Source organism: Agrobacterium sp. 22-221-1 (genome assembly GCF_053522445.1).
This window is the reverse complement of record NZ_JBNWCL010000004.1, coordinates 330,376-356,067: the sequence shown is the minus strand read 5'-3', so window position 1 is coordinate 356,067 and position 25,692 is coordinate 330,376. Positions and strand designations below refer to the sequence as shown.

22 protein-coding genes are annotated in these 25,692 nt (G+C 60.1%); 18 read left to right on the top strand and 4 right to left on the bottom strand.

The genetic code is table 11. The features are described from left to right. Window positions 1–60: 60 nt before the first annotated feature. A complete protein-coding gene (gene hslV / locus ACQZ5N_RS09040) occupies window positions 61–585 on the bottom strand; it encodes an ATP-dependent protease subunit HslV (RefSeq protein ID WP_003521197.1) in 525 nt (174 codons plus the stop codon). 201 nt (window positions 586–786) lie between these two features. On the opposite strand from hslV, the gene hisB reads away from it, so the two are divergent. From hisB to coaA, 7 genes are read left to right on the top strand one after another with little or no spacing between them, the layout of a single operon-like run. Further along, window positions 787–1,383, top strand: a complete 597-nt coding sequence (gene hisB, locus ACQZ5N_RS09035) for an imidazoleglycerol-phosphate dehydratase HisB (protein WP_003521196.1) — start codon at window positions 787–789, stop codon at window positions 1,381–1,383. Between the two features lie 22 nt (window positions 1,384–1,405). Continuing rightward, entirely contained in the window at window positions 1,406–1,900 is a 495-nt protein-coding gene (locus tag ACQZ5N_RS09030; RefSeq protein WP_448732720.1) for a DUF2628 domain-containing protein, read from the top strand. Between the two features lies 1 nt (window position 1,901). Beyond that, window positions 1,902–2,552: an imidazole glycerol phosphate synthase subunit HisH gene (hisH, locus tag ACQZ5N_RS09025; RefSeq protein WP_003521194.1), complete on the top strand. Its 651-nt coding sequence runs from the start codon at window positions 1,902–1,904 to the stop codon at window positions 2,550–2,552. A gap of 1 nt (window position 2,553) precedes the next feature. Continuing rightward, window positions 2,554–3,297, top strand: coding sequence for a 1-(5-phosphoribosyl)-5-[(5-phosphoribosylamino)methylideneamino]imidazole-4-carboxamide isomerase (hisA, locus tag ACQZ5N_RS09020; RefSeq protein ID WP_448732719.1), 744 nt, complete (start codon window positions 2,554–2,556; stop codon window positions 3,295–3,297). Continuing rightward, window positions 3,294–4,070 carry an imidazole glycerol phosphate synthase subunit HisF gene (hisF, locus tag ACQZ5N_RS09015; RefSeq protein ID WP_448732718.1) on the top strand — a complete coding sequence of 259 codons (777 nt, stop codon included), beginning with the start codon at window positions 3,294–3,296 and terminating at the stop codon, window positions 4,068–4,070. Before hisA ends, hisF begins: the two co-directional genes overlap by 4 nt. 15 nt (window positions 4,071–4,085) lie before the next feature. Then, complete coding sequence (locus tag ACQZ5N_RS09010) at window positions 4,086–4,409, top strand: phosphoribosyl-ATP diphosphatase (RefSeq protein ID WP_448732717.1); 324 nt, start codon at window positions 4,086–4,088, stop codon at window positions 4,407–4,409. After that, complete coding sequence (gene coaA, locus ACQZ5N_RS09005) at window positions 4,406–5,407, top strand: type I pantothenate kinase (RefSeq protein ID WP_020808714.1); 1,002 nt, start codon at window positions 4,406–4,408, stop codon at window positions 5,405–5,407. Before ACQZ5N_RS09010 ends, coaA begins: the two co-directional genes overlap by 4 nt. Before the next feature lie 43 nt (window positions 5,408–5,450). On the opposite strand, the gene lysM is transcribed toward coaA, so the two are convergent. The 3 genes from lysM to ACQZ5N_RS08990 form a co-directional block, all read right to left on the bottom strand. After that, window positions 5,451–5,900 carry a peptidoglycan-binding protein LysM gene (lysM, locus tag ACQZ5N_RS09000; RefSeq protein WP_020808713.1) on the bottom strand — a complete coding sequence of 150 codons (450 nt, stop codon included), beginning with the start codon at window positions 5,898–5,900 and terminating at the stop codon, window positions 5,451–5,453. Between the two features lie 86 nt (window positions 5,901–5,986). After that, complete coding sequence (gene arfB, locus ACQZ5N_RS08995) at window positions 5,987–6,421, bottom strand: alternative ribosome rescue aminoacyl-tRNA hydrolase ArfB (protein ID WP_020808712.1); 435 nt, start codon at window positions 6,419–6,421, stop codon at window positions 5,987–5,989. Window positions 6,422–6,533: 112 nt separating this feature from the next. Further along, complete coding sequence (locus ACQZ5N_RS08990; protein WP_448732716.1) at window positions 6,534–8,144, bottom strand: phosphoenolpyruvate carboxykinase; 1,611 nt, start codon at window positions 8,142–8,144, stop codon at window positions 6,534–6,536. Between the two features lie 339 nt (window positions 8,145–8,483). Between ACQZ5N_RS08990 and chvI the strand changes: the two genes are divergently transcribed. The 11 genes from chvI to addA all read left to right on the top strand — a co-directional run bounded on the left by chvI (window position 8,484) and on the right by addA (window position 25,637). Continuing rightward, complete coding sequence (gene chvI, locus ACQZ5N_RS08985; protein ID WP_003505377.1) at window positions 8,484–9,209, top strand: two-component system response regulator ChvI; 726 nt, start codon at window positions 8,484–8,486, stop codon at window positions 9,207–9,209. A 58-nt stretch (window positions 9,210–9,267) separates the two neighbouring features. Further along, window positions 9,268–11,058, top strand: a complete 1,791-nt coding sequence (gene chvG, locus ACQZ5N_RS08980) for a two-component system sensor histidine kinase ChvG (RefSeq protein WP_035264114.1) — start codon at window positions 9,268–9,270, stop codon at window positions 11,056–11,058. After that, window positions 11,048–11,512 (top strand): HPr kinase/phosphorylase, encoded by a 465-nt coding sequence (locus ACQZ5N_RS08975; protein WP_448732715.1) that lies wholly within the window; start codon window positions 11,048–11,050, stop codon window positions 11,510–11,512. Before chvG ends, ACQZ5N_RS08975 begins: the two co-directional genes overlap by 11 nt. Before the next feature lie 125 nt (window positions 11,513–11,637). After that, the gene (locus ACQZ5N_RS08970) at window positions 11,638–12,039 is read left to right on the top strand and encodes a PTS sugar transporter subunit IIA (RefSeq protein WP_003505374.1); all 402 of its coding nucleotides are present in this window, start codon (window positions 11,638–11,640) and stop codon (window positions 12,037–12,039) included. An 11-nt stretch (window positions 12,040–12,050) separates the two neighbouring features. Further along, window positions 12,051–12,326 carry an HPr family phosphocarrier protein gene (locus tag ACQZ5N_RS08965; RefSeq protein ID WP_003521181.1) on the top strand — a complete coding sequence of 92 codons (276 nt, stop codon included), beginning with the start codon at window positions 12,051–12,053 and terminating at the stop codon, window positions 12,324–12,326. A gap of 128 nt (window positions 12,327–12,454) precedes the next feature. Beyond that, a complete protein-coding gene (ahcY, locus tag ACQZ5N_RS08960; protein ID WP_035264116.1) occupies window positions 12,455–13,855 on the top strand; it encodes an adenosylhomocysteinase in 1,401 nt (466 codons plus the stop codon). 208 nt (window positions 13,856–14,063) lie between these two features. After that, complete coding sequence (locus ACQZ5N_RS08955; protein WP_448732714.1) at window positions 14,064–16,646, top strand: ATP-binding protein; 2,583 nt, start codon at window positions 14,064–14,066, stop codon at window positions 16,644–16,646. Next, on the top strand, window positions 16,643–18,154 hold the full coding sequence (gene tsaE, locus ACQZ5N_RS08950) for a tRNA (adenosine(37)-N6)-threonylcarbamoyltransferase complex ATPase subunit type 1 TsaE (RefSeq protein ID WP_448732713.1): 1,512 nt from the start codon (window positions 16,643–16,645) through the stop codon (window positions 18,152–18,154). Before ACQZ5N_RS08955 ends, tsaE begins: the two co-directional genes overlap by 4 nt. A gap of 16 nt (window positions 18,155–18,170) precedes the next feature. Further along, a complete protein-coding gene (locus ACQZ5N_RS08945; protein WP_174057573.1) occupies window positions 18,171–18,908 on the top strand; it encodes a nucleotidyltransferase family protein in 738 nt (245 codons plus the stop codon). Further along, window positions 18,905–22,090, top strand: coding sequence for a double-strand break repair protein AddB (gene addB, locus ACQZ5N_RS08940; RefSeq protein ID WP_448732712.1), 3,186 nt, complete (start codon window positions 18,905–18,907; stop codon window positions 22,088–22,090). The genes ACQZ5N_RS08945 and addB overlap by 4 nt, the downstream gene beginning before the upstream one ends. Next, window positions 22,080–25,637, top strand: a complete 3,558-nt coding sequence (addA, locus tag ACQZ5N_RS08935; protein WP_448732711.1) for a double-strand break repair helicase AddA — start codon at window positions 22,080–22,082, stop codon at window positions 25,635–25,637. The genes addB and addA overlap by 11 nt, the downstream gene beginning before the upstream one ends. The last annotated feature ends 55 nt before the right edge of the window (window positions 25,638–25,692 follow it).

The following is a 25,692-nucleotide window of genomic DNA, read 5'->3' as shown; positions in this document are numbered from 1 at the left end:
TTTCCTGTTCCGGCCGGCCATTCCGGCCCGGCCCACAGGACCCTTGGGTGAGAAACTAGCTTATTCGGCGTCGAGCGTTTCGACGACGAGATTGTGGTTGGTATAAACGCAGATATCGGCGGCGATATCGAGCGACTGGCGCGCCACCTCTTCCGCCGATTTGTCCGTATCCATCATGGCGCGGGCAGCCGCAAAGGCGTAGTTGCCGCCGGAACCGATGGCGATCGCGCCGTGCTCGGGCTCCAGCACATCGCCATTGCCAGTGATCGCGAGCGTGGTGGATTTATCAGCCACCAGCATCATGGCTTCGAGATTGCGCAGATATTTATCCGTGCGCCAGTCCTTCGCAAGCTCTACGGCTGCGCGCATGAGCTGGCCCGGATATTGCTCGAGTTTCTTTTCAAGACGGTCAAGCAGCGTAAAAGCATCCGCCGTCGCACCGGCAAAACCGGCAATCACTTCGCCCTTGCCGATGCGGCGAACCTTGCGGGCATTGCCCTTCATGACCGTCTGGCCAAGGCTTACCTGACCGTCGCCAGCCATGACGACCTTGCCGCCCTTCCTGACTGTAATAATTGTTGTCATCAAACACCTGTCTGCCCTGCCGGGCCTGCGGTTAACGGGCCGGGATGCGGCCCTTCTCGGGTTCTATGTAAGTTTGCTTTTCGCGATTGCAATCTTCGAGGCGATGCACCGTTTTCGTCATGTCAGGCAAGACGATGGAACAACTGGATATTTGTGTCCCGTGCTGATAAGGAACGGCAACATTTTCACGGAGCGGCCAAAATGGCAGAACGTAAAGGCGAGATTATCCGCAAGACCAACGAAACCTCGGTTTCGGTGCGCGTGGATATCGACGGCACCGGCAAATCGAAAATTTCCACCGGCGTGGGATTTTTCGACCATATGCTGGACCAGCTCAGCCGCCATTCGCTGATCGACATGGAAATCGAAGTTCAGGGCGACCTGCATATCGATGACCACCACACCGTGGAAGATACCGGCATCGCCATCGGCCAGGCCATTGCCAGGGCGTTGGGCGACCGGCGCGGCATTACCCGTTATGCCTCGCTCGATCTTGCCATGGACGAGACGATGACCAAGGCCGCCGTCGATATTTCCGGCCGTCCCTTCCTCGTCTGGAACGTCAATTTTTCCGCGCCGAAGATCGGCACCTTCGACACGGAACTGGTGCGCGAATTCTTCCAGGCGCTGGCGCAGAATGCCGGCATCACATTGCATATCCTGAACCATTACGGCGCGAACAACCATCATATCGCCGAAACATGCTTCAAGGCCGTTGCCCGCGTTCTTCGCACGGCAACCGAGATCGACCCCCGGCAGGCAGGCCGCGTTCCCTCCACGAAGGGCATGCTGGCCTGACGCCAAAGCTGTCAGGAAGCCCATGACAAGCTATCTCGTTCTGGAAGCCCCCAACGGGCCGGACAGGGACCACAAAACGACCCGCTTCATTGCAGACCGTTTCGTCTGGCTGGCTCTTATTGCGCCCTGGCTATGGCTTGCGATCAACCGGCTGTGGCTGGCAACGGCGGTGGTTGTGATCGCCCTCCTTCTGGCCGGGCAGGTGTCGATATTAGCCGGATTCGAACCGGTTGGCATTCTCTGCGGTTTTGCCATCGGGCTCATCACGGCGCTGGAGGGACGCGATTTTCTCGTCCGACACCTGATCCGCAAAGGCTGGACGCTGACATCCGTCGTTTCCGCCCCTGATCTTTCGAGCGCCGAAGACATATATTTCTCCGGTCTCTCCGAAAACACCGAGAGGGCAGAACAGCTGTCCCAGCCGGTCTGGACCCCCTCGCCGCAAAAGGGCGGCGACAAAAACTTCGTCAACGATCCCGCCGGATCGTTTCTTTTCGACTTGAATGGAAGGCGCTGACATGCGTGTCGCGATCATCGACTACGGTTCGGGCAACCTGCGTTCGGCCACAAAAGCTTTCGAGCGTGCCGCCCGCGAAGCCGGCATCAATGCAACCATCGACCTGACCGACAAGCCGGATCATGTCGCCTCGGCGGACCGCATCGTTCTGCCGGGCGTCGGAGCCTATGCGGATTGCCGTGCCGGCCTCGATGCCGTTCCCGGCATGCATGACGCACTCATCGAAGCCGTGGAGAAAAAGGCCCATCCGTTCCTTGGTATCTGCGTCGGCATGCAGCTGATGTCCTCGCGCGGGCTGGAAAAGACTGTCAGCACCGGGCTTGGCTGGATCGAAGGCGATGTCGTGGAAATGACGCCGTCCGATCCGAGCCTCAAGATTCCGCAGATCGGCTGGAACACGCTGGAAATTCGCCACGCCCATCCGCTGTTCGACGGCATCAAGACCGGCGCGGACGGGTTGCACGCCTATTTCGTGCATTCCTATCATCTGGCCGCCAAGCACTCGACGGATGTCATCGCCACCACCAATTACGGTGGCGCGATGACGGCTTTCGTCGGCCGCGACAATATGGCGGGGGCGCAATTCCACCCGGAAAAAAGCCAGACGCTCGGCCTTGCCCTGATTTCCAATTTCCTGCGCTGGAAGCCCTGACATGATTCTTTTTCCCGCAATCGACCTTAAAGACGGCCAGTGCGTTCGCCTGAAACTCGGCGATATGGACCAGGCCACCGTTTATAACGAAGACCCCGGCGCGCAGGCGAAGGCCTTCGAGGACCAAGGCTTCGAATGGCTGCATGTCGTTGATCTCAACGGCGCCTTTGCCGGCCAGACGGTCAATGGTGAGGCGGTCGACGCCATTCTGAAAGCCACGAAAAACCCGGTGCAGCTTGGCGGCGGCATCCGTACGCTCGATCATATCGAAGCGTGGCTGAGCCGTGGGCTTGCCCGTGTCATTCTCGGCACCGTTGCGGTGCGCGATCCGGTTCTGGTTATCGAAGCCTGCAAGCGTTTTCCCGGTCAGGTCGCCGTCGGCATCGATGCCAAGGGCGGCAAGGTTGCTGTGGAAGGCTGGGCGGAAGCGTCCGAACTCGGCGTCATCGAACTGGCCAAGCGCTTCGAAGGTGCCGGCGTCGCGGCCATCATCTACACCGATATCGATCGCGACGGCATTCTGGCCGGCATCAACTGGGCCTCTACGCTGGAACTGGCGGATGCCGTTTCCATCCCGGTCATCGCCTCCGGCGGTCTCGCCTCCATCAACGACATCAAGCGCATGTTGCAGCCCGACGCCGCAAAGCTCGAGGGCGCGATTTCCGGCCGCGCGCTTTACGATGGCCGTATCGACCCTGCCGAGGCGCTTGCCCTCATCAAGGCCGCGAAGGAGGTACGCGCATGACCCTCAAAGCCCGCGTTATTCCCTGCCTCGATGTGAAAGACGGCCGTGTCGTCAAGGGCGTGAACTTCGTCGATCTGATCGACGCAGGCGACCCGGTCGAGGCGGCGAAAGCCTATGATGCGGCAGGGGCGGACGAACTCTGCTTCCTCGACATTACCGCCTCTTCGGATAATCGCGACACGATATTCGATGTCGTTTCACGCACCGCCGATCATTGCTTCATGCCGCTGACCGTCGGCGGCGGAGTTCGCGCCGTCGCCGACATCCGCAAGCTGCTTCTTTGCGGCGCCGACAAGGTCTCTATCAACTCTGCGGCCGTAAAGGATCCGGATTTCGTGGCGCAGGCGGCCGACAAGTTCGGTAACCAGTGCATCGTTGTTTCCATCGACGCCAAGCGGGTTTCGAAGGATGGGGAAGAAGGCCGCTGGGAAATATTCACCCATGGCGGACGCCAGCCCACCGGTATCGACGCCGTGGAATTCGCCATGAAGATGGTCGAACGTGGCGCCGGCGAATTGCTTGTTACCTCGATGGATCGCGACGGCACCAAGAGCGGATACGATATCGGCCTGACACGCAGCATTGCCGATCAGGTTCGCGTGCCCGTCATCGCCTCTGGCGGCGTCGGCACGCTGGACGATCTAGTGGCGGGCGTACGCGATGGCCACGCAACTGCGGTGCTTGCCGCCTCCATCTTCCACTTCGGCACCTATTCGATCGGGCAAGCCAAGACCTACATGGCGGAGCACGGCATCGCCATGCGTCTCGACTGATTGCAGGAACTTCCCATGAGCGCATTTTCCCTTTCCGATCTGGAACGCATCGTCGCGACCCGTGCCGCTGCCTCTCCTGACGAATCCTGGACGGCCAAGCTGGTTGCTGCCGGCCAGGAGCGTGCGGCGAAAAAACTCGGCGAAGAGGCGGTCGAAGCCGTGATCGCTGCTATCGCGAAAGATCGCGACGGGCTGAAGAACGAGGCGGCCGATCTGCTCTACCATCTGCTAGTGGTGCTGAAGATCGCCGACATTCCCCTAAAAGACGTCTTAGCCGAGCTGGAGCGCCGTACTGGGCAAACCGGCCTTGCGGAAAAGGCAGCGAGGCCGACATCATGAATGTCGAGGCAGGCAGCGGGGAGAGAGGCATGCCGAGCACACTCGATCATTTCCGACCAGATGAATATTCGCCCTACCACTTCTTCAGTTCGGAAGAATGGTCGAAGTTTCGTGCCGATACGCCACTGACGCTTTCCGCCGACGAGGTCAAACGTCTGCGCTCGCTGGACGACCCGATCGATCTGGACGAAGTGCGGCGCATTTACCTGTCATTGTCGCGCCTCCTGTCATCGCATGTGGAGGCGTCGCAGCTGCTGTTCGAACAGCGCAACCGCTTTCTCAACATGGCGGATGTCAACAAGACGCCTTTCGTTATCGGCATTGCCGGTTCCGTGGCGGTTGGAAAATCGACGACGGCGCGTATCCTGAAGGAGCTTCTGGCGCGCTGGCCCTCCAGCCCCAAGGTCGATCTCATCACGACAGACGGATTTCTTTATCCGAATGAGGTTCTGCGGCGCGAAAACCTGATGGAGCGCAAGGGCTTTCCCGAAAGCTACGATATCGGCGCGCTCCTGCGTTTCCTGTCGGCGATCAAGGCAGGCCAGCCGAATGTGAAAGCGCCGCGTTATTCGCACCTGACCTACGACGTGCTGCCGAACGAATTCACTGTCATCGACCAGCCGGATATTCTCATCTTCGAAGGCATCAACGTGCTGCAATCGCGCGACCTGCCGGCGGGCGGGCGGATCGTGCCGATCGTTTCCGACTTCTTCGATTTCTCGATCTACATCGACGCCGACGAGGGCCTCATTCACAACTGGTATGTGAACCGGTTCATGAATCTGAGAAAAACCGCCTTCCGCGATCCCAATTCGTTCTTCAACCGTTATGCCTCGATCAGTGAAGAAGCGGCGTTGAGCATTGCCGAAGGGCTCTGGCAGAACATCAACCTGAAGAACCTGCGCCAGAACATCGTGCCGACGCGCCCGCGCGCCGATCTTATCCTTCGCAAGGGCAAGAACCACTTGATCGACACGGTAGCGCTTCGCAAGCTGTGAAGATGCCGCGCATGGCGGCACCTTCGGCGGTTAAAACCCGTTATTATGCGAGGTCAGGAATACGCAGAACCTGGCCGGGATAAATCTTGTCGGGATGCGTCAGCATCGGCTTGTTGGCTTCGAAGATGATGTTGTTCTTCGCGCCATTGGCCTTGCCGTACTGGGCTTCCGCAATCTTCCAGAGATTGTCGCCCTTCTTGACCGTGTAGAAGACAGGTTCTTTCGCCGGCGCCTCAGTCACTTTCAGCTCGCCGGCTTCGACCTTGGAAATGCCGAGCGTATTGCCGACCGCGATGACCGCCTTTTCGAAAACCGACTGATCGGCCACTTCGCCCTTCAGAACGACCTTGTCGTCCACCACCTCGACCTGAACCTTGTCCGTGCCGAGATCGTGGGAAGCGAGTTCCTTCTTGACCGCTTCGACATCGGGAGCATCATCGCCGCCGATACCGAGCTTCTTTCCCGCTTCCTTGATGAAATTGAACAGACCCATAGCACCCTCCTTGGTTGTAGGGAGGCTTACCAGACGATATTTGAAGCTCTATGACAAGGGTGAAACATTCGCCGTCTCACCGTCGCTTATTCGCCCGAGGGCTTGCCGCGCATTTTCTTGATATCGGAGCGACCGGACTTCGCCTTGAGGCGGCGCTCGACCGAGCCCTTGGTTGGTTTGGTGGCCTTGCGCACCGGCGGCGGCGGGGCGGCGGCTTCGAGGATCAGCTCCTTCAGCCGCTCGCGCGCGTCTTCGCGATTGCGCTCCTGGCTGCGAAACCGGCTCGCCTCGATCATCAGCACGCCGTCTTTCGAAACGCGCCTGCCACCGAGGCGCAGTGCGTTGGTCTTTACCCGGTCCGGAAGGGAGGGCGAATTGGCAATATCGAAAAACAGCTGAACCGCCGTCGAGACCTTGTTGACGTTCTGGCCGCCCGGCCCGCCGGCCAGCACGAATTGCTCCGTCAGCTCCCAGCCGGCGATGGTGATACGGTTGCTGATGTAAAGCGGGTCGCTGGCCATGATCTTTCTCCGCGCCGGTGATGCCACAGATCGGCAGGAATGGAAACAGCAGGCCAAACGAAAGAACCCGGCACAAGGCCGGGTCCCCTCCTCCTCATAAATGAGGCTTCATTCATTCAGCTGCGAGCAAAAGGCCCGGTGCAGCGTCGCGAACCTTGCTGTCGACGTGGTCTTCGAACTTGGTGAAATTCGTGACGAACATCGACACCAGCTTCTTTGCCTGCGCGTCATAGGCTGCGCCATCGGCCCAGGTCGAACGCGGATCGAGGATCGCGCTGTCGACGCCATCCAGCGACAGGGGCACGGCGAAACCGAAATTCGCGTCGGTGCGGAATTCCGCATTCTTCAGGTCACCGGTCAGTGCGGCGGTCAAAAGGGCGCGGGTCGCCTTGATGGGCATGCGCTTGCCGATACCGTAAGCACCGCCGGTCCAGCCGGTATTGACCAGCCAGCAATCGACGCCATGCTTGCCGATCAGTTCGCGCAGCAGGTTGCCGTATTCCGCCGGGTGGCGCGGCATGAAGGGTGCGCCGAAGCAGGTGGAGAAGGTCGCTTCCGGCTCGGTCACGCCCTTTTCCGTGCCGGCAACCTTTGCGGTATAACCGGAGAGGAAGTGGTACATGGCCTGTTCCGGCGTCAGCCGGGCAATCGGCGGCAGCACGCCAAAGGCATCCGCCGTGAGCATGATGATCGTCTTCGGATGGCCGGCAATGCCCGTTTCCGATGCATTCGGAATGAAGTGCAGCGGATAGGCGCTGCGGGTGTTTTCCGTCAGCGAGTTGTCGTTGAAATCGGGAACGCGGTTTTCGTCCAGCACGACGTTCTCAAGAACCGTGCCGAAACGGCGGGTCGCGGCATAGATTTCCGGCTCGGCTTCAGCCGAAAGCTTGATCGCCTTGGCATAGCAGCCACCTTCGAAGTTGAAGATGCCGTGTTCGCCCCAGCCATGTTCGTCATCGCCGATCAGCGTGCGCGAAGGATCGGCAGACAGCGTGGTCTTGCCGGTGCCGGAGAGGCCGAAGAACACGGCGGAATCACCCTGCGGACCGACATTGGCGGAGCAATGCATGGGCATGACGCCCTTGGCCGGCAGCAGGTAGTTCAGCACCGTGAAGACCGATTTCTTGTTTTCGCCGGCATAGGACGTGCCGCCGATGAGGACGAGGCCGTTGGTCAGATCGCAGGCGATGACGGTTTCCGAACGCACACCGTGACGGGCCGGATCGGCCTTGAAGCTCGGCAGATTGATGATGGTGAGCTTCTGTTTGAAACCCGCCAGTTTTTCCCGGTTCGGACGGATCAGCAGATTGCGGATGAACAGCGAATGCCAGGCAAGTTCGGTGACGACGCGTGTCGGCAGAGCATTTTCCTCATCGGCGCCGCCGATCAGGTCCTGAACATAGAGGGTCTTGCCGGCAGCATGGGCCAGCATGTCCTTGCGCAGCAGCTCGAAATTTTCCGGCGAAAGCGGCTTGTTGTTGTCCCACCAGATGGTGTTCTCGGTGGACGCGTCGCGGACGACGAATTTGTCCTTCGGAGAACGGCCCGTGTGCTGGCCGGTGACGGCGCGCAACGCGCCATCGATGGTCAGTTCGGCCTCGCCATTGCGGATCGCCTCTTCGTATAATTCGCTCTCGTTGAGGTTATAAAAGACGCGGGAGGCCTCGCCCAGTCCGAGTTCCGCAACTCCATTGGCAGGATTATGAACCCCAAGCTCGTTCATGACGCGTTCCTTGTTAATGACGATAAGGACGTTGAAATTTCCTCGGAAAATACGTGGCAGCTTTTAGAAACGCAAGAGCCGCACTTTAAAAAACTTAGCAATTTCAATATATTAATCGATTTAAAAGATTTTATTTCTTTTTAAATCGGTTGAAGACGCATTAAAATCCAGCTGCGGCCTTTTCGCAAAATCCGCTCCCGCCTGAGCGGCGATTTCGGAGCGAGTTTTCCTTTGCCACAATTTGTTCCACCTTTATACTCAAGAGAGTGGCTCGCGGCGCACAACCTTGGCTGGGTGAATGTCGGGAGTTACGAGAAAATGACGATGGAGACCAACTACATGCAGACGATCGCGCTTGTCGACGACGACCGGAATATTCTGACTTCGGTATCGATCGCGCTCGAAGCCGAAGGCTACCGGGTCGAAACGTATACGGACGGCGCTTCCGCGCTTGACGGGTTGATCGCCCGTCCGCCGCAGCTCGCCATTTTCGATATTAAGATGCCACGCATGGACGGCATGGAGCTTTTGCGGCGTCTTCGCCAGAAGTCGGACCTGCCGGTGATCTTCCTCACCTCCAAGGATGAAGAGATCGACGAATTGTTCGGTCTCAAGATGGGTGCGGACGACTTCATCACGAAACCCTTCTCGCAGCGCCTTCTGGTGGAGCGCGTCAAGGCCATCCTGCGCCGTGCCAGCAGCCGTGAGGCGTCCGCCGCAACCGGCAGCGTGCTGAAGCCGACCGCCGATCAGCAGGCGCGCACGCTTGAACGCGGGCAGCTCGCCATGGACCAGGAACGCCACACCTGCACCTGGAAGGGTGAGCCGGTGACGTTGACGGTCACCGAATTCCTCATCCTGCATTCGCTGGCGCAGCGGCCGGGCGTGGTGAAAAGCCGCGACGCGCTGATGGATGCCGCCTATGACGAACAGGTCTATGTGGATGACCGCACCATCGACAGCCACATCAAGCGCCTTCGCAAGAAGTTCAAACTGGTCGATGGCGACTTCGATATGATTGAAACGCTTTATGGCGTAGGATATCGCTTCCGCGAAGCGGCTTGAAGAAGCCGACTCGCGCAGAAGGGACCACCCGATATGGGGGTGGTGAGGACTTGAATACGTGTTGAAGAAAACGCCGGAAACCGTCTCGGACAGCGACGATGCCGAAGAACGCGGCAGCGAACGCCGCCATCGTATCCATCCGCTGACGATCATCCGGCGCATTTTCGGCAATGCGGTGTTTTCCAGCCTCACGCGCCGCATCCTTTTTTTCAACGTCGCGGCGACGGTGGTTCTGGTCGGCGGCATTCTCTATCTCAACCAGTTCCGCGAAGGGCTGATCGACGCGCGCGTTGAAAGCCTGCTGACGCAGGGCGAGATCATCGCCGGTGCGGTCTCCGCTTCCGCTTCGGTCGATACCAACTCCATCACCATCAATCCGGAAAAACTGCTCGAATTGCAGGCGGGACAGAGCATCACCCCTGCCCCCAATGATGAGGATTTGAGTTTCCCGATCAATCCGGAGCGGGTGGCGCCGGTGCTGCGGCGGCTGATTTCGCCGACGCGTACCCGCGCGCGACTGTTCGATGCCGACGCCAACCTGCTGCTGGATTCCCGTCATCTTTATTCGCGCGGCCAGGTGCTGCGCTTCGATCTGCCGCCGGTAACGCCGGAGACGCAGACCTGGGGCGACTGGTTCACCAGCATGTTCAACCGCATGCTGCAGCCGAGCAGCCTGCCGCAATATAAGGAAGCGCCGGGCGGCGACGGCTCGATCTATCCGGAAGTGATGAATGCATTGACGGGCGTGCGCGGCGCGGTGGTGCGCGTCACCGAAAAGGGCGAGCTGATCGTTTCAGTTGCCGTGCCGGTGCAACGCTTCCGGGCGGTGCTCGGCGTTCTGCTGCTCTCCACGCAGGCGGGCGATATCGACAAGATCGTACATGCGGAGCGCCTTGCCATCATGCGTGTCTTCGGCATCGCCACGCTGGTCAATATCGTGCTGTCGCTGCTCCTGTCCTCGACCATCGCCACGCCGCTGCGGCGGCTTTCCGCTGCCGCAATCCGCGTGCGCCGCGGGGCGAGAACCCGCGAGGAAATACCGGATTTCTCGGCGCGTCAGGATGAGATCGGCAATCTTTCGATTGCGCTGCGTGAAATGACGACGGCGCTTTACGACCGTATCGACGCCATCGAAAGCTTCGCCGCCGATGTCAGCCATGAGCTCAAGAACCCGCTGACCTCGCTGCGCAGCGCCGTGGAAACCCTGCCGCGCGCCAAGACCGAAGAGTCGAAACAGCGCCTGACCGAAATCATCTTCCACGATGTGCGCCGTCTCGACCGCCTCATCAGCGACATTTCGGATGCCTCGCGGCTCGATGCCGAACTGGCGCGCGCCGACGCCTCGCCGCTCGATCTCGATGTGTTGATGAAGGGTCTGGTGGATATATCCCGCCAGATAAGCACCAAGAAGAAAAGCGTGACGATAGACTATGTCGTCGACCGGAAAGCGGGCGCGAAAACCTCATTCGTGGTGAATGGCCACGACCTGCGTATCGGCCAGATCGTTACCAACCTCATCGAGAATGCGCGCTCCTTCGTTGCCGAGGAAAGCGGTCGCATCACCGTGCGCCTTTCCCGGCACAAGGATCGCTGCATCGTGCAGGTGGAAGACAACGGGCCCGGCATTCAGGCCGAAGACATCGACCGGATTTTCGAGCGCTTCTACACCGACCGGCCGGCGAGCGAAGGGTTCGGACAGAATTCCGGCCTTGGCCTTTCGATCAGCCGTCAGATCGCCGAAGCCCATGGCGGCAGTCTGCGGGCGGAAAACGTGGTCGACAAATATGGCGTGATTTCCGGCGCGCGCTTCACCCTGTCGCTGCCGGCGGCCGAAACCCATGAACGCTGAACGCTTCAACCTGCACGCCACCGCCATCACCGTTCAAGACACCGGCATCCTTTTCGTCGGACCGTCGGGTAGCGGCAAAAGCGAGCTTGCCTTCAGCTTCCTGACGGAGGCGGAACGCTGCGGATTGCCGGCGGCGCTGATCGCGGACGATCAGATTTTCGTGTATCGCGATGGCGACAACATCATTGCCGAGCGGCCGGAAGCAATCGCCGGCCTGCTGGAATTGCGCGGCAGCGGCATTGTTTCCGTCAAAAGCGTTGCGCGCGCTCCACTACATTTTGCGGTCACGACAGTTCTTTCAGTGACGAATCCAAGACTTCCCGAAGATGACGAGGTGTTTTCCCTGCCCTGCGGCGGGCATATCAGGCTTCTGCGCATTCCGCTTTCCAGTCTTACGCCCTATGGAAAATTTGCTGCACTTGCTCAGAATCTTTTTGAAACGAATGTGAAGTGACGATGATTCGGGCGATTTTAGGCTTGCGATTCGCATTTTCCTCATCAAGATGAAATCCCACCGATGGACAGGATTGCCGCGTTGCGATAGTCGGCAATGAGAGTGCGTGTGCAAGGGAGCATTTCATGATCGGACTAGTGCTTGTCACCCATGGCAAGCTGGCTGAGGAGTTTCGCCATGCGTTGGAGCATGTCGTCGGTCCCCAGAAATTGATCGAGACGGTCTGTATCGGTCCCGAAGACGACATGGATCAGCGCCGGCAGGATATCATCGACGCCGTTGCACGCGCCAATGACGGCAATGGCGTGATCATCCTGACGGACATGTTCGGCGGCACGCCTTCCAATCTCGCGATTTCCGTCATGAATAACGGCAATGTCGAAGTCATCGCAGGGGTCAATCTTCCCATGCTGATCAAGCTTGCCGGTGTTCGCAGCGAAGATAATATGGACAAGGCCCTTCAGGACGCATCCGATGCCGGCCGCAAATATATCAACGTCGCCAGCCGCGTTTTGAGCGGCAAGTGAGAAGTCAGCCCATGTCGCCATTCTCCCGGGAACTACCGATCATCAACAAACGCGGTCTTCACGCCCGGGCTTCTGCTAAATTCGTGCAGATGGTCGAAGGTTTTGACGCGACGATCACGGTTTCCAAGGATGGTATGACCGTTGGCGGCACCTCCATCATGGGCCTGATGATGCTGGCGGCAAGCCCCGGCTGCAGCGTTTATGTCGAGGCAAGCGGCAATCAGGCGAAAGAAGCGCTGGAAGCACTGGAGGCGCTGGTCGCCGACCGCTTTGGCGAAGAAGCCTGAGCCGGCACCATATAAAGACATAAAGACTTCTTTATATCATCATTGCCAGATCGTTCGTGGCCTGCTAAACCCCTGCTACGTTTAAGAGCCGGGCCGCAAGGCGCGGCGTTTCTGATCTGGAGAACTTCATGAGCCTTGAGAAGGACTACATCGTCGCCGATATCAACCTTGCCGCATTCGGCCGCAAGGAACTGGACATCGCCGAAACCGAAATGCCGGGCCTGATGTCCTGCCGCAAGGAATTCGGCGAAAGCAAGCCGCTGAAGGGCGCACGTATCACCGGTTCGCTTCACATGACGATCCAGACCGGCGTTCTCATCGAGACGCTGAAGGAACTCGGTGCGGACATCCGCTGGGCGTCCTGCAACATTTTCTCGACGCAGGATCATGCGGCGGCGGCCATTGCGGCAGCCGGCATCCCGGTATTCGCCGTCAAGGGCGAAACCCTGACGGAATATTGGGAATATACCGACAGGATCTTCCAGTGGGCCGATGGCGGCCTCTCCAACATGATCCTCGACGATGGCGGCGACGCCACCATGTACATTCTGCTCGGTGCACGCGCCGAAGCCGGTGAGGACGTTCTTTCCAACCCCGGTTCGGAAGAAGAGGAAATCCTCTTCGCGCAGATCAACAAGCGCCTCAAGGCTTCGCCCGGCTGGTTCACCAAGCAGCGCGACGCACTGAAGGGCGTCACGGAAGAAACGACGACCGGCGTTCACCGTCTTTACGATCTCAGCAAGAAGGGCCTGCTGCCCTTCCCAGCAATCAACGTCAATGACAGCGTCACCAAGTCGAAGTTCGACAACAAATACGGCTGCAAGGAATCGCTGGTGGACGGCATTCGCCGCGCGACCGACGTGATGATGGCCGGCAAGGTTGCCGTGGTCTGCGGTTACGGCGATGTGGGCAAGGGTTCTGCCGCCTCGCTGCAGGGCGCCGGCGCGCGCGTGAAGGTCACCGAAATCGACCCGATCTGCGCGCTTCAGGCCGCCATGGACGGTTTCGAGGTCGTTCGCCTGGAGGACGTGGTTTCCTCCGCCGATATCTTCATCACCACCACCGGCAACAAGGACGTGATCCGCATCGAGCATATGCGCGAGATGAAGGACATGGCCATCGTTGGCAATATCGGCCACTTCGACAACGAGATTCAGGTCGCCTCGCTGCGTAACCTGAAATGGACGAACATCAAGCCGCAGGTCGACATGATCGAGTTCCCGAAGGGCAACCGCATCATTCTTCTGTCCGAAGGCCGCCTGCTGAACCTCGGCAACGCCACCGGTCACCCGTCCTTCGTTATGTCGGCCTCCTTCACCAACCAGGTGCTGGGCCAGATCGAGCTCTTCACCAAGCAGGGCGAATACAAGAACGAAGTTTACGTGCTTCCCAAGCACCTCGACGAGAAGGTCGCGCGCCTTCATCTCGAGAAGCTCGGTGTGCGCCTGACCGAACTTTCCGACCTGCAGGCAGATTATATCGGCATCTCGAAGGAAGGTCCGTTCAAGGCCGAACACTACAGATATTAATTTCATAGTTAATATCCACTGAAATTACACAATATCTAGATGCCGTGCGCTTGACAAAGCGCACGGCATCTTTTTTGCGCGCTCCCTTTTCGCAGATTTATGAAGGCGGTATTGTCATCAGACTTGATTCGGACACGCCAAAGGGCGGCGGGGACGAAATGGGATGTCTTGTCGAAGATGCGGCACATAGGACGGAGACAGACCGGGGATGTCGGTTCAAAATTCGGATCTGCGCAAGCAGACAGTTCAACGCGTTGAAAACACGCAAGCGGGCGTGGCATTGAGCGCGGCTCTTGCGCGTTGCCGGCAGGTCGTCAGTGCGGTTCAGACAGGCTTTGCGAGGCTTCCTGTCCTGATGTCGGGCACGGTTCTGGCCGGCTCGACAACCGTTGTGATGGCCCAGGACGGCCTTGTGGCAAAGACCGGCGCGCGGTTGTTCTCATCTGGAGAAACCATCACCTATTCGCTTTTCGTCGGCATGCTTTCGGCAACGCTGTTTTCCGTCGTCTGGCTGGTGCGCCAGCGCGGTAATATCGAGGCGGAAAGTAGCGAATACCGACAGGCGCTTGCCCAGTCCCACCACAAGATCGCGAAATACGAGGCGCTGATTTCCGACAAAAGCCGCCGCATCGTCATCTGGGACGGTGCGGACAAGCGGCCCGAATTTCTGGGACAGCTGCCGGCCGAGACGGGTGTGCCGCAGGCGGATCAGGATTTTCTGGCCTTTGGCCGCTGGCTGAAACCGGCATCCGCAAGCCAGCTTGAAAAATCCATCGAAAAACTCCGCAGCCATGCCCAGAGTTTCGACCTGACCATCGAGACGCAGCGCGGCGAAGTCATTGAGGTTCAGGGCCGGGTTTCCGGCGGAAACGCCTTTGCGCGGTTTATTGCCCTCAACAATCTGCGCGCCGAACTCGCTGAATTGCAGGTGGAGCGCGAGCGCCTGATCGCTTCCGTCTCGACCTTTCAGGAACTTCTCGATTCCATCGAGCAGCCCGTCTGGCGGCGCAATGGCGAAGGTGACCTCACCTGGGTCAACCACGCCTATGCGCAGGCGGTGGATGCCCGTGACACCGAACAGGCCGTTCACGAGAAACGCGAACTGCTGAACACGGTTACCCGGCAGAAGATACGCGCGGCCGCGACACCGGAATCGCCCTATCACGACCGTATTTCGACGGTGGTTTCCGGAAACCGCACCTTCTTTGACGTCGTCGACATCAAGACGGCGGGTGGGTCTGCCGGCATCGCCATCGATGCCACCGAGGCCGAGACCATCGGCGAGGAACTCAAGCGGGTTCTGAAAAGCCACGCCGAAACGCTCGATCATCTGGCAACGCCTGTCGCCATTTTCGACGGCCGGCAGCGGCTGCAATTCTATAATCAGGCTTTTGCGGCTCTCTGGGGTCTCGATCTCGTTTTCCTCGAATCCAGCCCTGACAATTCCGAGCTTCTGGACAGGCTGCGCACCGCCGGCAAATTGCCGGAGCAGCTGAACTGGAAGAACTGGAAGGAGACGGCGCTCTCCGTCTACCGTTCGCTGGATACCAAGACCGATCTCTGGCACCTGCCGAACGGCCAGACCCTGCGGGTCATCGCGACTGCCCATCCGCAGGGCGGCGCAACCTGGGTTTTCGAGAACCTGACCGAGCAGGTCGATCTGCAGATGCGCTACAACACGCTGGTAAAGGTGCAGGGCGAAACCATCGACCATCTGGCCGAAGGTGTGGCCGTATTCGGCGCCGATGGGCGCATTCGCCTGTCCAACCCGGCATTCCGGGCGCTCTGGGGCGTGACTGCGGAACAGGCCGAGACCGGCACCCATATCCGCGCCATAGAAACCGCCTGCACGCAATCCTATGACAGGCCGGATGGCTGGCGCGCCTTCAGCCAGTTCATCACCAGCTTCGACGATGAGCGGCCGTCGCGGCAGGGCACGCTGGAACTGCTTTCCGGCCTCGTGCTCGACTACGCCATCATTCCGCTGCCGGATGCGCAGACCATGCTGACCTTCGTCAACATGACCGACAGCGTGCGGGCCGAGCGGGCGCTGAAAGAAAAGAACGATGCGCTTCTAAAGGCCGACGAGCTTAAGAACGATTTCGTGCAGCATGTTTCCTACGAGCTGCGTTCGCCGCTGACGAATATCATCGGTTTCACCGATCTCCTCAAGACACCCGGCATCGGCCAATTGACGGAACGGCAGGCGGAATATCTCGACCATATTTCCACCTCATCCTCGGTGCTCCTGACCATCGTCAACGATATTCTCGATCTCGCGACCGTCGATGCCGGCATCATGCAGCTCAATTATTCGGAAAACGATCTGAACGAATTGCTTGAAGACGTTTCGGTGCAGATCGCCGACCGGCTGCAGGAGAGCGGTATTTCGCTCGAGATCGTTGCACCCGCCCATCTCGGCAGTCTGGTGGCCGATCACCAGCGGCTGAAGCAGATTCTCATCAAGCTCCTGACCAATGCGATCAATTTCGCACCCGAAGGTTCCTCCGTGCAGCTCTCCTGCCAGCGCAGCGAAGGCGACTTCGTGTTCTCGGTGGCGGATAAGGGTCCAGGCATTCCTGAGGACATGCTGAAGAGCGTGTTCGACCGCTTCGCGACGCGCGGCAATGGCGGGCGGCGAACCGGTGCGGGGCTTGGTCTTTCCATCGTGGAAAGCTTCGTCAGCCTGCATCAAGGCACGGTCAGCATCGATAGCCGGCCCGGCAACGGCACCATCGTCACCTGCCGTATTCCTTCCGGCACACGGCCGCATTCCATCGCCGCAGAATGAGCGAAGACATCTTGCCGATCACCATTCCCCTTGCGGGAGAAAAGGACACCGTCAGGCTCGGTGAAGACCTTGCGCTGGCTTTGAAACCCGGCGATTGTCTGGCCCTGATCGGCGATCTTGGCGCCGGCAAATCGACCCTTGCCCGCGCCTTCATCCGGGCAATGGCGGACGAGCCGGATCTTGAAGTTCCAAGCCCTACCTTCACGATCGTCCAGACCTATGCCGCCCGCATTCCAGTCGCTCATCTCGATCTTTACCGGCTTTCGGATGTTTCGGAACTGGACGAACTCGGCATCGATGAGATGCTGGAGGATGGCATCTGCTTGATCGAGTGGCCGGATATGGCCGCCGAGATTCTGCCGCCGGAGCAGACCGTCACGCTCCGGTTGACGCATTCCGGCGAAGGGCGGCTCGCCTCCATCGAGGCTCCGGCAAAGCTGAAAGCACGGCTTGAACGGGTTTTCGCCATCCGCGCGTTTCTCGCAAAAAATGGTAAGGGCGACGCGGCCCGGCGTTTCCTGAGCGGTGACGCCTCAACACGCGCCTATGAGACCGTTTCCACTGACGGCCCGAACCTTATCCTTATGGATTGGCGACGCCCCCTCAAGGGTGCAATCATTGCGGATGGCAAGACCTACGCGGAAATCGCCCATCTTGCCCAGGACGCCCGCTCCTTCGTTGCGATCGGCAATTATCTTCGAAACAACGGCCTTTGTGCCCCCGAGATTCTGGCGGCGGATATCGATCAGGGTATTCTGTTGCTGGAGGATCTCGGGCGGGATGGGGTACTCGCGCCTGACGGAACGCCGATAGAGGACCGCTATCTGCAAAGCGTCGCCTGCCTTGCCGCACTCCATCAGGCCCCGCGACCTGGCCTGCTGCCGGTGGGTGACGGCAGCGCCTATGAGGTTCCCCCGTTCGACCGCCAGGCGATGAAGATCGAGGTTTCGCTGCTGGCGGAATGGTATCTGCCGCATAAACGCGGCACACCGCTCTCCGATAGCGAGAAGAACGACTATTACGCCCTGTGGGACAGGCTGATCGACGCGCTCGCCGGCTGCGAAACCGGCCTTCTGCTGCGCGATTTCCATTCACCCAACCTTATATGGCAGGCGCAGAATAGCGGCATCCGGCAGGTCGGCCTGATCGATTATCAGGACGCGATGATCGGTCCGAGCGCTTACGATCTTGCCTCCATCGTGCAGGACGCCCGTGTCACCATCTCACCCGAACTACAGGCGCGCCTGCTTTCGCACTATCTCGACAGCAGAAGAAGCGCGCCCTCTTTCGATGAGGCTGTTTTCCTCAAGGCTTTCGCCATCATGTCGGCGCAACGCAACTGCAAGCTCGCCGGTATCTGGGTGAGGCTGTTGGAACGGGACGGAAAACCCGGTTATATGAAACATATGCCGAGGACGTTCCGCTATCTCAGTGCAGCGCTTTCGCATCCGGAACTCGCACCGCTCAAAGACTGGTGCCTGCGCATGGGCATGGAATTCGACGACTGAAAGACGGTTGACCACGATGACGATTAAAAATGCGATGGTGCTGGCCGCCGGGCTTGGCACGCGGATGCGCCCGATCACGGATACGATCCCGAAGCCGCTCGTCCAGATCGCGGGCAAGCCGATGATCGACTATGCGCTCGACGCCCTTGTCGAAGCCGGTGCGGAAACCATTGTCGTCAATGTACACCACCACGCGGAACAGATGGTCGCTCATCTTGAGCAGCGCACCGACGCCGAAATCCTGATTTCCGACGAGCGGACGCAACTGATGAATTCCGGCGGCGGTCTCGCCAAGGGCCTGAAGCTTCTGGAACCCGGCCCGGTCTTCGTCATGAATGCCGATCTCTTCTGGATTGGCGAGCAGCTGAATGCGGTCAGCAACCTGCGCAAGCTTGCGCAATTCTTCGACCCGACCCGAATGGACATGGCGCTGCTCTGCGTCGACATGGACCGCACCACCGGGCACAATGGCAAGCGGGATTTCAACCTCTCCGCCGATGGGAAACTGACGCGGTATCGCGATGGCGATCCGAACCCCGTGGTTTATGCCGGAGCCATCGCCATGGATTCGCGACTGCTGGACGATGCGCCGGCGGATGCCTTCAACCTCAATATCTATTTCGACCGCGCCATTGAAAGAGACCGGCTTTTCGGGCTTTCTCTGGATGGCCACTGGATCACCGTCGGCACGCCGGATGCGATAGAAGATGCTGAAAGCATCATCCGCCAATTCAGGGAAAAACGCTCTGCATGACGCTCACCCACCACGCAAAGCGCGTTCTGACGATCGCTGCAGGAACACCGTTCCTCAAGACGCTCGCGGAAACGCTGTGTGACGGGACACTGACAGCCGGCTATAAATACGATCCGGCCGATCCGCTGTCGCTTGCCAAGGTGACGATCTATGTGCCGACGCGGCGCTCCGCCCGTGTGCTGCGCTCCGAATTCGTCGATCTTCTGGGCGGCCGGTCCGCCATTCTGCCGGTGATCCGGCCGCTCGGCGAAACGGATGACGACAGCGGCTTTTTCGAGATCGAAAATCCTGAGATCATGGATCTGGCGCCGCCGATTTCCGGCACCGGCCGGCTGATCGAACTGGCGCGTCTCATTCTCGCCTGGCGCAACAGCCTGCCGGACGCCATCCGGGCAATTCACTCGGATTCGCCGCTTGTCGCCCCCGCCAGCCCCGCAGACGCCATATGGCTGGCGCGTGCGCTTGGCGAGGTGATCGATGCAATGGATACGGAAGAAAAGGACTGGGAAGCGCTTCAGCATCTCGATACTGGCGATCATGCCCAATGGTGGCAGCTGACGGCGGACTTCCTGCGCATCGCCAGCGTCTTCTGGCCGGCGCGACTTGCCGAACTCAACCGTTCCTCGGCCGGCCGGCATCGCAACGCCATCCTGCGGGCGGAAGCGAACCGGCTTGCCAATTTGCCGGATACGGGACCGATCATTGTCGCCGGATCGACGGGTTCCATTCCTGCCGCAGCCGATCTCATCGCCGCCGTTGCGGCCCTGCCCCAGGGCACCGTCGTACTTCCGGGGCTAGACCTTGCCATGTCGGAGGAGCAATGGGAGGCAATCGCTGACGACCCTACCGATCCTTCGAGCCGCACCCACTCGCAATATGGGCTTTATATGTTGCTGCAGAAGCTCGGCATCCTGCGCGACGATGTGGTTCAGATCGGCGCCATCGATAGCGATCTGGAAAAGCGAGCAGCCGTGTTTTCGGCCGCACTCGCGCCGGCCAAATCCACCAGCGACTGGAATCGCTGGCGCGGGGACAGGGAACCCGGCTTTTTCGACGGCGCCTTCGCAACGGCCACGCTGATAGAAGCCGCGAATGAGCGCGAGGAGGCAACAGCCATCGCGGTGGCTTTGCGGCTGGCGCTTGAAGCGCCCGGCGCTGGGCGTCCATCTCAGGCGGCGCTGATAACACCGGACCGCGGGCTGGCGCGGCGCGTGGCGACGGAGTTGCAGCGCTTCGGCATCGAAGCCGACGACTCCGCCGGTACGCCGCTCTCCGCCACCCCACAAGCGGGGCTGACGCAACTGGCGCTGGAAGCGATCCTGAGGCCCGGTGACCCGGTGCCGATCATTTCCCTTCTGAAACATCCGCTCAGCCGTTTCGGGCTTTCCGATGAAGCTTTCGCGAAAGCCTCCAAAGCGCTCGAGCTGATAGCGCTGCGCGGAGGCCGTGTGGAGACCGAAATCGGCAATCTGGAAGCGGTTCTGGAGGCGCAGCTTCTGGCGCAGCGCGATGACCGGCACCCACCTGCCTGGCGGCTGGCGCTGCCGGAGGCAAGCGCGGAGGCCGCGCGCGACCTGGCACGGCGGATTGCCATTGCGACCGAGCCGCTTGGCTCAGCCTTTGTCCGCAAAGATCGGTCCGGCCGCGCCTTCACCGATAAATTGCCGCTGTCCGTTTGGGCGGAGCGGACGGGCCGCGTGATTGAAGCCATCTGCGCGGATGAAAACAGCGATCTTGCCGCGCTCTGGTCCGGTGAAGCGGGAGACAAGCTTTCCGAGCTGTTCGGCGAGCTGATGGAAAGCGGCGAAATCCTCGATGCGGATGGACCGCAATGGATCGATATTTTTGCGGCACTGGTGGCCGGTGAATCGATCAAGCCAAGATCGATGCGTCATCCGCGCATTTTCATCTTCGGCGCGCTTGAGGCACGGCTGCAAAGCGTCGATACCGTCGTCATCGGCGGTCTCAATGAGGGGCTCTGGCCAGGCCAGACGGCGAATAATCCATTCCTGTCCCGCACCATGAAGACCGCCATCGGACTGGAGCCGCCGGAACGGCGCATCGGTCAGCTGGCGCATGATTTCGAGATGGCAAATGGCACCCGGCAGATTTTTTACACCCGCGCGCTGAGGCAGGGTTCGACGCCCGCTGTCGCCTCACGCTGGCTGCAGCGTCTTCTGGCGCTGGGCGGCGAGGATTTTGCCGATAAACTCAGGAAGCGCGGCGAGACCTATCGCCATTGGGCGGGATTGATGGATGAAAGCATCGATCAGGAAGCGGCAAAGCGCCCTGCCCCGAAACCGCCAGCCGCGTTGCAGCCGACGCGCTATTCCTTCAGCGAAGTGGGGCGGTTGCGTCGCGATCCTTATTCGATCTATGCGCGACGCATCCTGAAGCTGGACCCGCTCGACCCCTTCAATCGCGATCCGAACGCCGCCGATCGCGGCACGCTCTATCACGCGATTATCGAGCGCTATTCCCGTGAGGGACATATTCCCGGCACACCGGCCTCGCTCGCGGCCATGCAGCGCATTCTGGACGAATGTTTCGATGCGGAAAACCTGCCTCCCCATGTGGATGTCATCTGGCGGCCGCGTTTTGCAGCGGTAGCACGCGCCTTCATCGACTGGGAAAAAGAACGTCATCCATCCATTCGCCACAGCTTCTACGAGGCGCGCGCCGGGCAGGAAATTGTCGAGGCGAGCATAAGGCTGACGGGGATCGCCGACCGCATCGACATCAAGACAAACGGTCAGGCGGATATTATCGACTACAAGACGGGGCTTGCGCCTTCCGTCAATCAGGCGCGCGCGCTGCTCGATCCGCAGCTTGCGCTGGAGGCGGCCGCACTGATGCGCGGCGCCTTCCGCGAAGCCGGTTCGCCCACGCCGGAAAACCTGATCTATGTTCGCCTGCGGCCCGGCGAGCGTTTTTTTGCCGATCAGGTCAATAACGAACATTCCAGCCGAAGCGGCAAAAGACCGCCGAAATCGGCGATTGAACTCGCGACGGAATCGATCGAACAGCTCACCAAATTCGTTCATTCCCTGCGTGACGGCGAAAACGGCTTCGCCTCCCGCCTCGTGCCGGAAGAGCAACAATCCTATGGCGGGGAATATGACCACCTCGCCCGCGTTTCGGAATGGTCGACGGCAGAACCGGGAGACGGCGATGACGATTGATCCCTTCGATGCCGGCCCCGCCGCCGACACGCCTGAAAGCTGGATCGACTGGACCAGCGCCCGGCAGCGGCTTGCCTCCGATCCCGCCAGTTCCGCATGGGTGTCGGCCAATGCCGGCTCCGGCAAGACCCACGTGCTGACCCAACGCGTCATCCGCCTTCTTCTAGCCGGCTGCCGACCCTCGGCGATTTTGTGCCTCACCTATACCAAGGCCGCGGCGTCGGAAATGTCCAGCCGCGTCTTCGACCGTCTGGCGGAATGGGCTACTTTGCCGGATTCCGATCTCAAGGACCGCATCTCCGCCATCGAAGGCAAGGTGCCGGATCGCATCAAGCTTGCCGAAGCCCGCAGGCTGTTTGCCAAGGCGCTGGAAACGCCGGGCGGGTTGAAAATCCAGACGATCCACGCCTTCTGCGAGGCGCTGCTGCATCAGTTCCCGCTGGAGGCCAATGTCGCCGGCCATTTCTCCGTTCTTGACGACCGCGCCGCAACCACTCTGCTCGCCGAAGCACGCCGTTCGCTTCTGACGGCGGTTTCGACGGAGCGGGACGCGGAGCTCGCGCAATCGCTCGCTTATGTGCTCGATCTGGCCGACGAAAGCGGACTGGAATCGCTGCTCTCCGCCATCATCGCCAATCGCAGCGCCCTTCGCGCCTTTCTTCTGGACGCAAAACAGTCGGGCGGCATCGATACCCGGTTGCGGCAGGCGATGCAGATCGCAGATGGGGAAACCGAAGAAACCGCGGCGGCCGCCTTCTGGCCTCTGCCCGGCCTTTCCGGCCTTGCGCTCGATACGTATCTCACCCTTGCCGACGAGGTGGGTGGATCACGCGTCATCGATGTCGCTTATGCGCTCAGGGAGGCAAAACGGCAGTCGGACCCCGTGCGGCGGATGGAATTCATCGAAGCGGCGCTGCTGACAGCCAAGGGCGAAAAGAAATCGGATGCCTATGTCATCAACAAGGGCATGCAGAAATCCGCCCCCGAACTTCTCGATGCGCTGACGCTGGCGCGGGACCATGTCGTTTCCTGCCGCAACCGATATCGTCTGGTGCGGATGCTGGCGGCGACAAAATGCGCCCTTGTTCTGGCCGAAAGGCTGATCGGCGATTTCGAAGACCTGAAGAAACAGCGAAGCCAGCTCGATTTCGAAGACCTGATCGAGCGCGCGGCCAACCTTCTCAACCGCGATACGGCGGGCGCGTGGGTGCACTACAAGCTGGATCAGGGCATCGACCATATTCTCGTTGACGAGGCGCAGGATACCAGCCCGGTGCAATGGTCGATCATCCAGTCGCTGGCGGCGGATTTCTTCACCGGCGAGAGCGCCCGCGTGGGGCGGCGCACGCTTTTTGCCGTGGGCGATGAAAAACAGTCGATCTATTCATTCCAGGGCGCCCGGCCGGAACGGTTTTCGCAGGAGCGCGAAGAAACTAAAAAGCGCGTCGATTCCGTCGAGCAGGCCTTTCACCGCATCCGCCTGCCGCTTTCTTTCCGGTCCACGGAGGATGTTCTGGCCGCCGTCGATCAGGTCTTTTCAGACCCGAATAACGCCAGCGGTCTCAGCGCCGATAACGAGCCGGTGGAACACCGATCCAACCGCGCCGGCCACCCCGGCACGGTGGAGGTGTGGGACATGGTGGCGCCGGAAACCGCCGAAGACGAAGAGGATTGGACAGCGCCCTTCGATGCGCTGCGGGAAAGCGCGCCGGCCACCATCGTCGCCCGCCGGATCGCCGCGCGCATCGCCGATATGATCGGAAGCGAGACCATTATCGAAAAGGGCGTCGAGCGCGCCGTGGAGCCCGGCGATATTCTGGTTCTCGTCAGAAAACGCCATGCCTTCGTCAATGCGCTGACGCGCGAGCTGAAACGACGCAAGAACATCCCCGTTGCCGGCGCCGACCGCCTTCGCCTGACCGACCACATTGCCGTGCAGGATCTTCTGGCGCTCGGCCATTTCGTTGTCCTGCCCGAAGACGATCTTTCGCTCGCCGCACTGTTGAAGAGCCCGCTCTTCAACCTGACCGAAGATGACGTTTTCAACATCGCCGCCATGCGATCGGAAACGGAAAGCGTCTGGAAAAGGCTGCAAATCCTTTCGCAGGAAGAGAATAGCCATCTTTCCACCGTTACCGCCAAGCTGGAAGGTTTCATCGCGCTCTCTAAAACGGCCACCGTGCATGATTTCTTTGCAGCGGTCCTGACCCTGCATGACGGGCGCAAAAAATTCCTCGGCCGGCTTGGCAATGAGGCGAGCGATGTTCTGGATGAGTTCCTGTCCTTTGCGCTGGACCACGAAAGAACCGGTCTGCCCGGCCTTCAGGCCTTTCTCTCCGTTCTGGAAACCGATTCACCGGAGGTGAAACGCGAGCAGGACAAGGACCGTGGCGAAGTACGCATCATGACCGTGCACGCTTCCAAGGGCCTGGAAGCGCCGGTGGTTTTTGTCGTCGATGGCGGTTCGAAGGCCTTCAATCACAGCCATGTGCCGAAACTGCGCTTTGTCGAAGCGGGTGACGACGCTTTCCCGGTCTGGCTGCCCAGCAGCGGCTTTTCCAACCATCTCATTCGCTCGGACGAGGAACGGCTGAAGACGGCCGCCGAAGACGAATATCGACGGCTGCTTTATGTGGCGATGACGCGGGCCGCCGATCACCTCATCGTCTGCGGCTATCGCGGCCAGAAGGAAAATCCCGAATGCTGGCATGCCATCGTCAAGGCGGCGCTTGCCAACAATGAAGACCATTGCAAGCCGCAGCTTTTCACGGCCGATGGCGAGGAATGGCAGGGGCTTGTCTGGCGTAAATCCGAGGCTCGCGCGACATCTCTTCCGCAAAGGCTGCCGGAAAAGCAGCAGGACGAAGAATATGCTCTTCCGCCCGGGCTGCTTGCCCCTCTGCCCGCCCTGCCCTCATTGCCAAGGCCGCTCAGCCCTTCCGGTGCAGGCACCATCATCGATGACGGTGCGGATGATCTTGCCGTGCGTTCGCCGCTTTTCGGCGAGAAAGCCGATGTCTCTTCGCTGGCGCTGCAGCGCGGCCGGCTGGTGCATCGTATGCTGCAGGCACTGCCGGATTTTGCCGAGACGGAGCGGGAAGAGGCTGCCCGCCGCTATGCGGAGCGAGCGGCCCGTTTCTGGCCTACGGCCGAACGCGAGCATTTGATCCGGGCGGTTCTGCGGGTCATCTCCGAACCGGCGGTGCAACCGGCCTTTTCCGCCAACAGCCGCGCGGAAATCTCCATCATGGGCACGATGACGATCGGCCGGCAGCACTATGCCGTCTCCGGCCGTGTCGACCGGCTGGCGGTGGATGGTGATCGCGTTATTCTGGTCGACTACAAGACGAACCGGGTTCCGCCGCGCACGGCACGCGAGATACCTTTCTCCCACACCGCGCAGCTTGCTATCTATCGCGAAATTCTTGCACCGCTCTATCCCGGCAAGGAATTTGTCTGCGCGCTGATCTATACGGAAAATGCCGCTTTTGTGCGGGTTGACGATGATGCAATGATGCAGGCTCTTGCCGCAATAAAGACAAAGTGAGATACCGGGGCATTGAAATTCCGACGCGCCCGCATCACATCGATAGCGGAAAAGT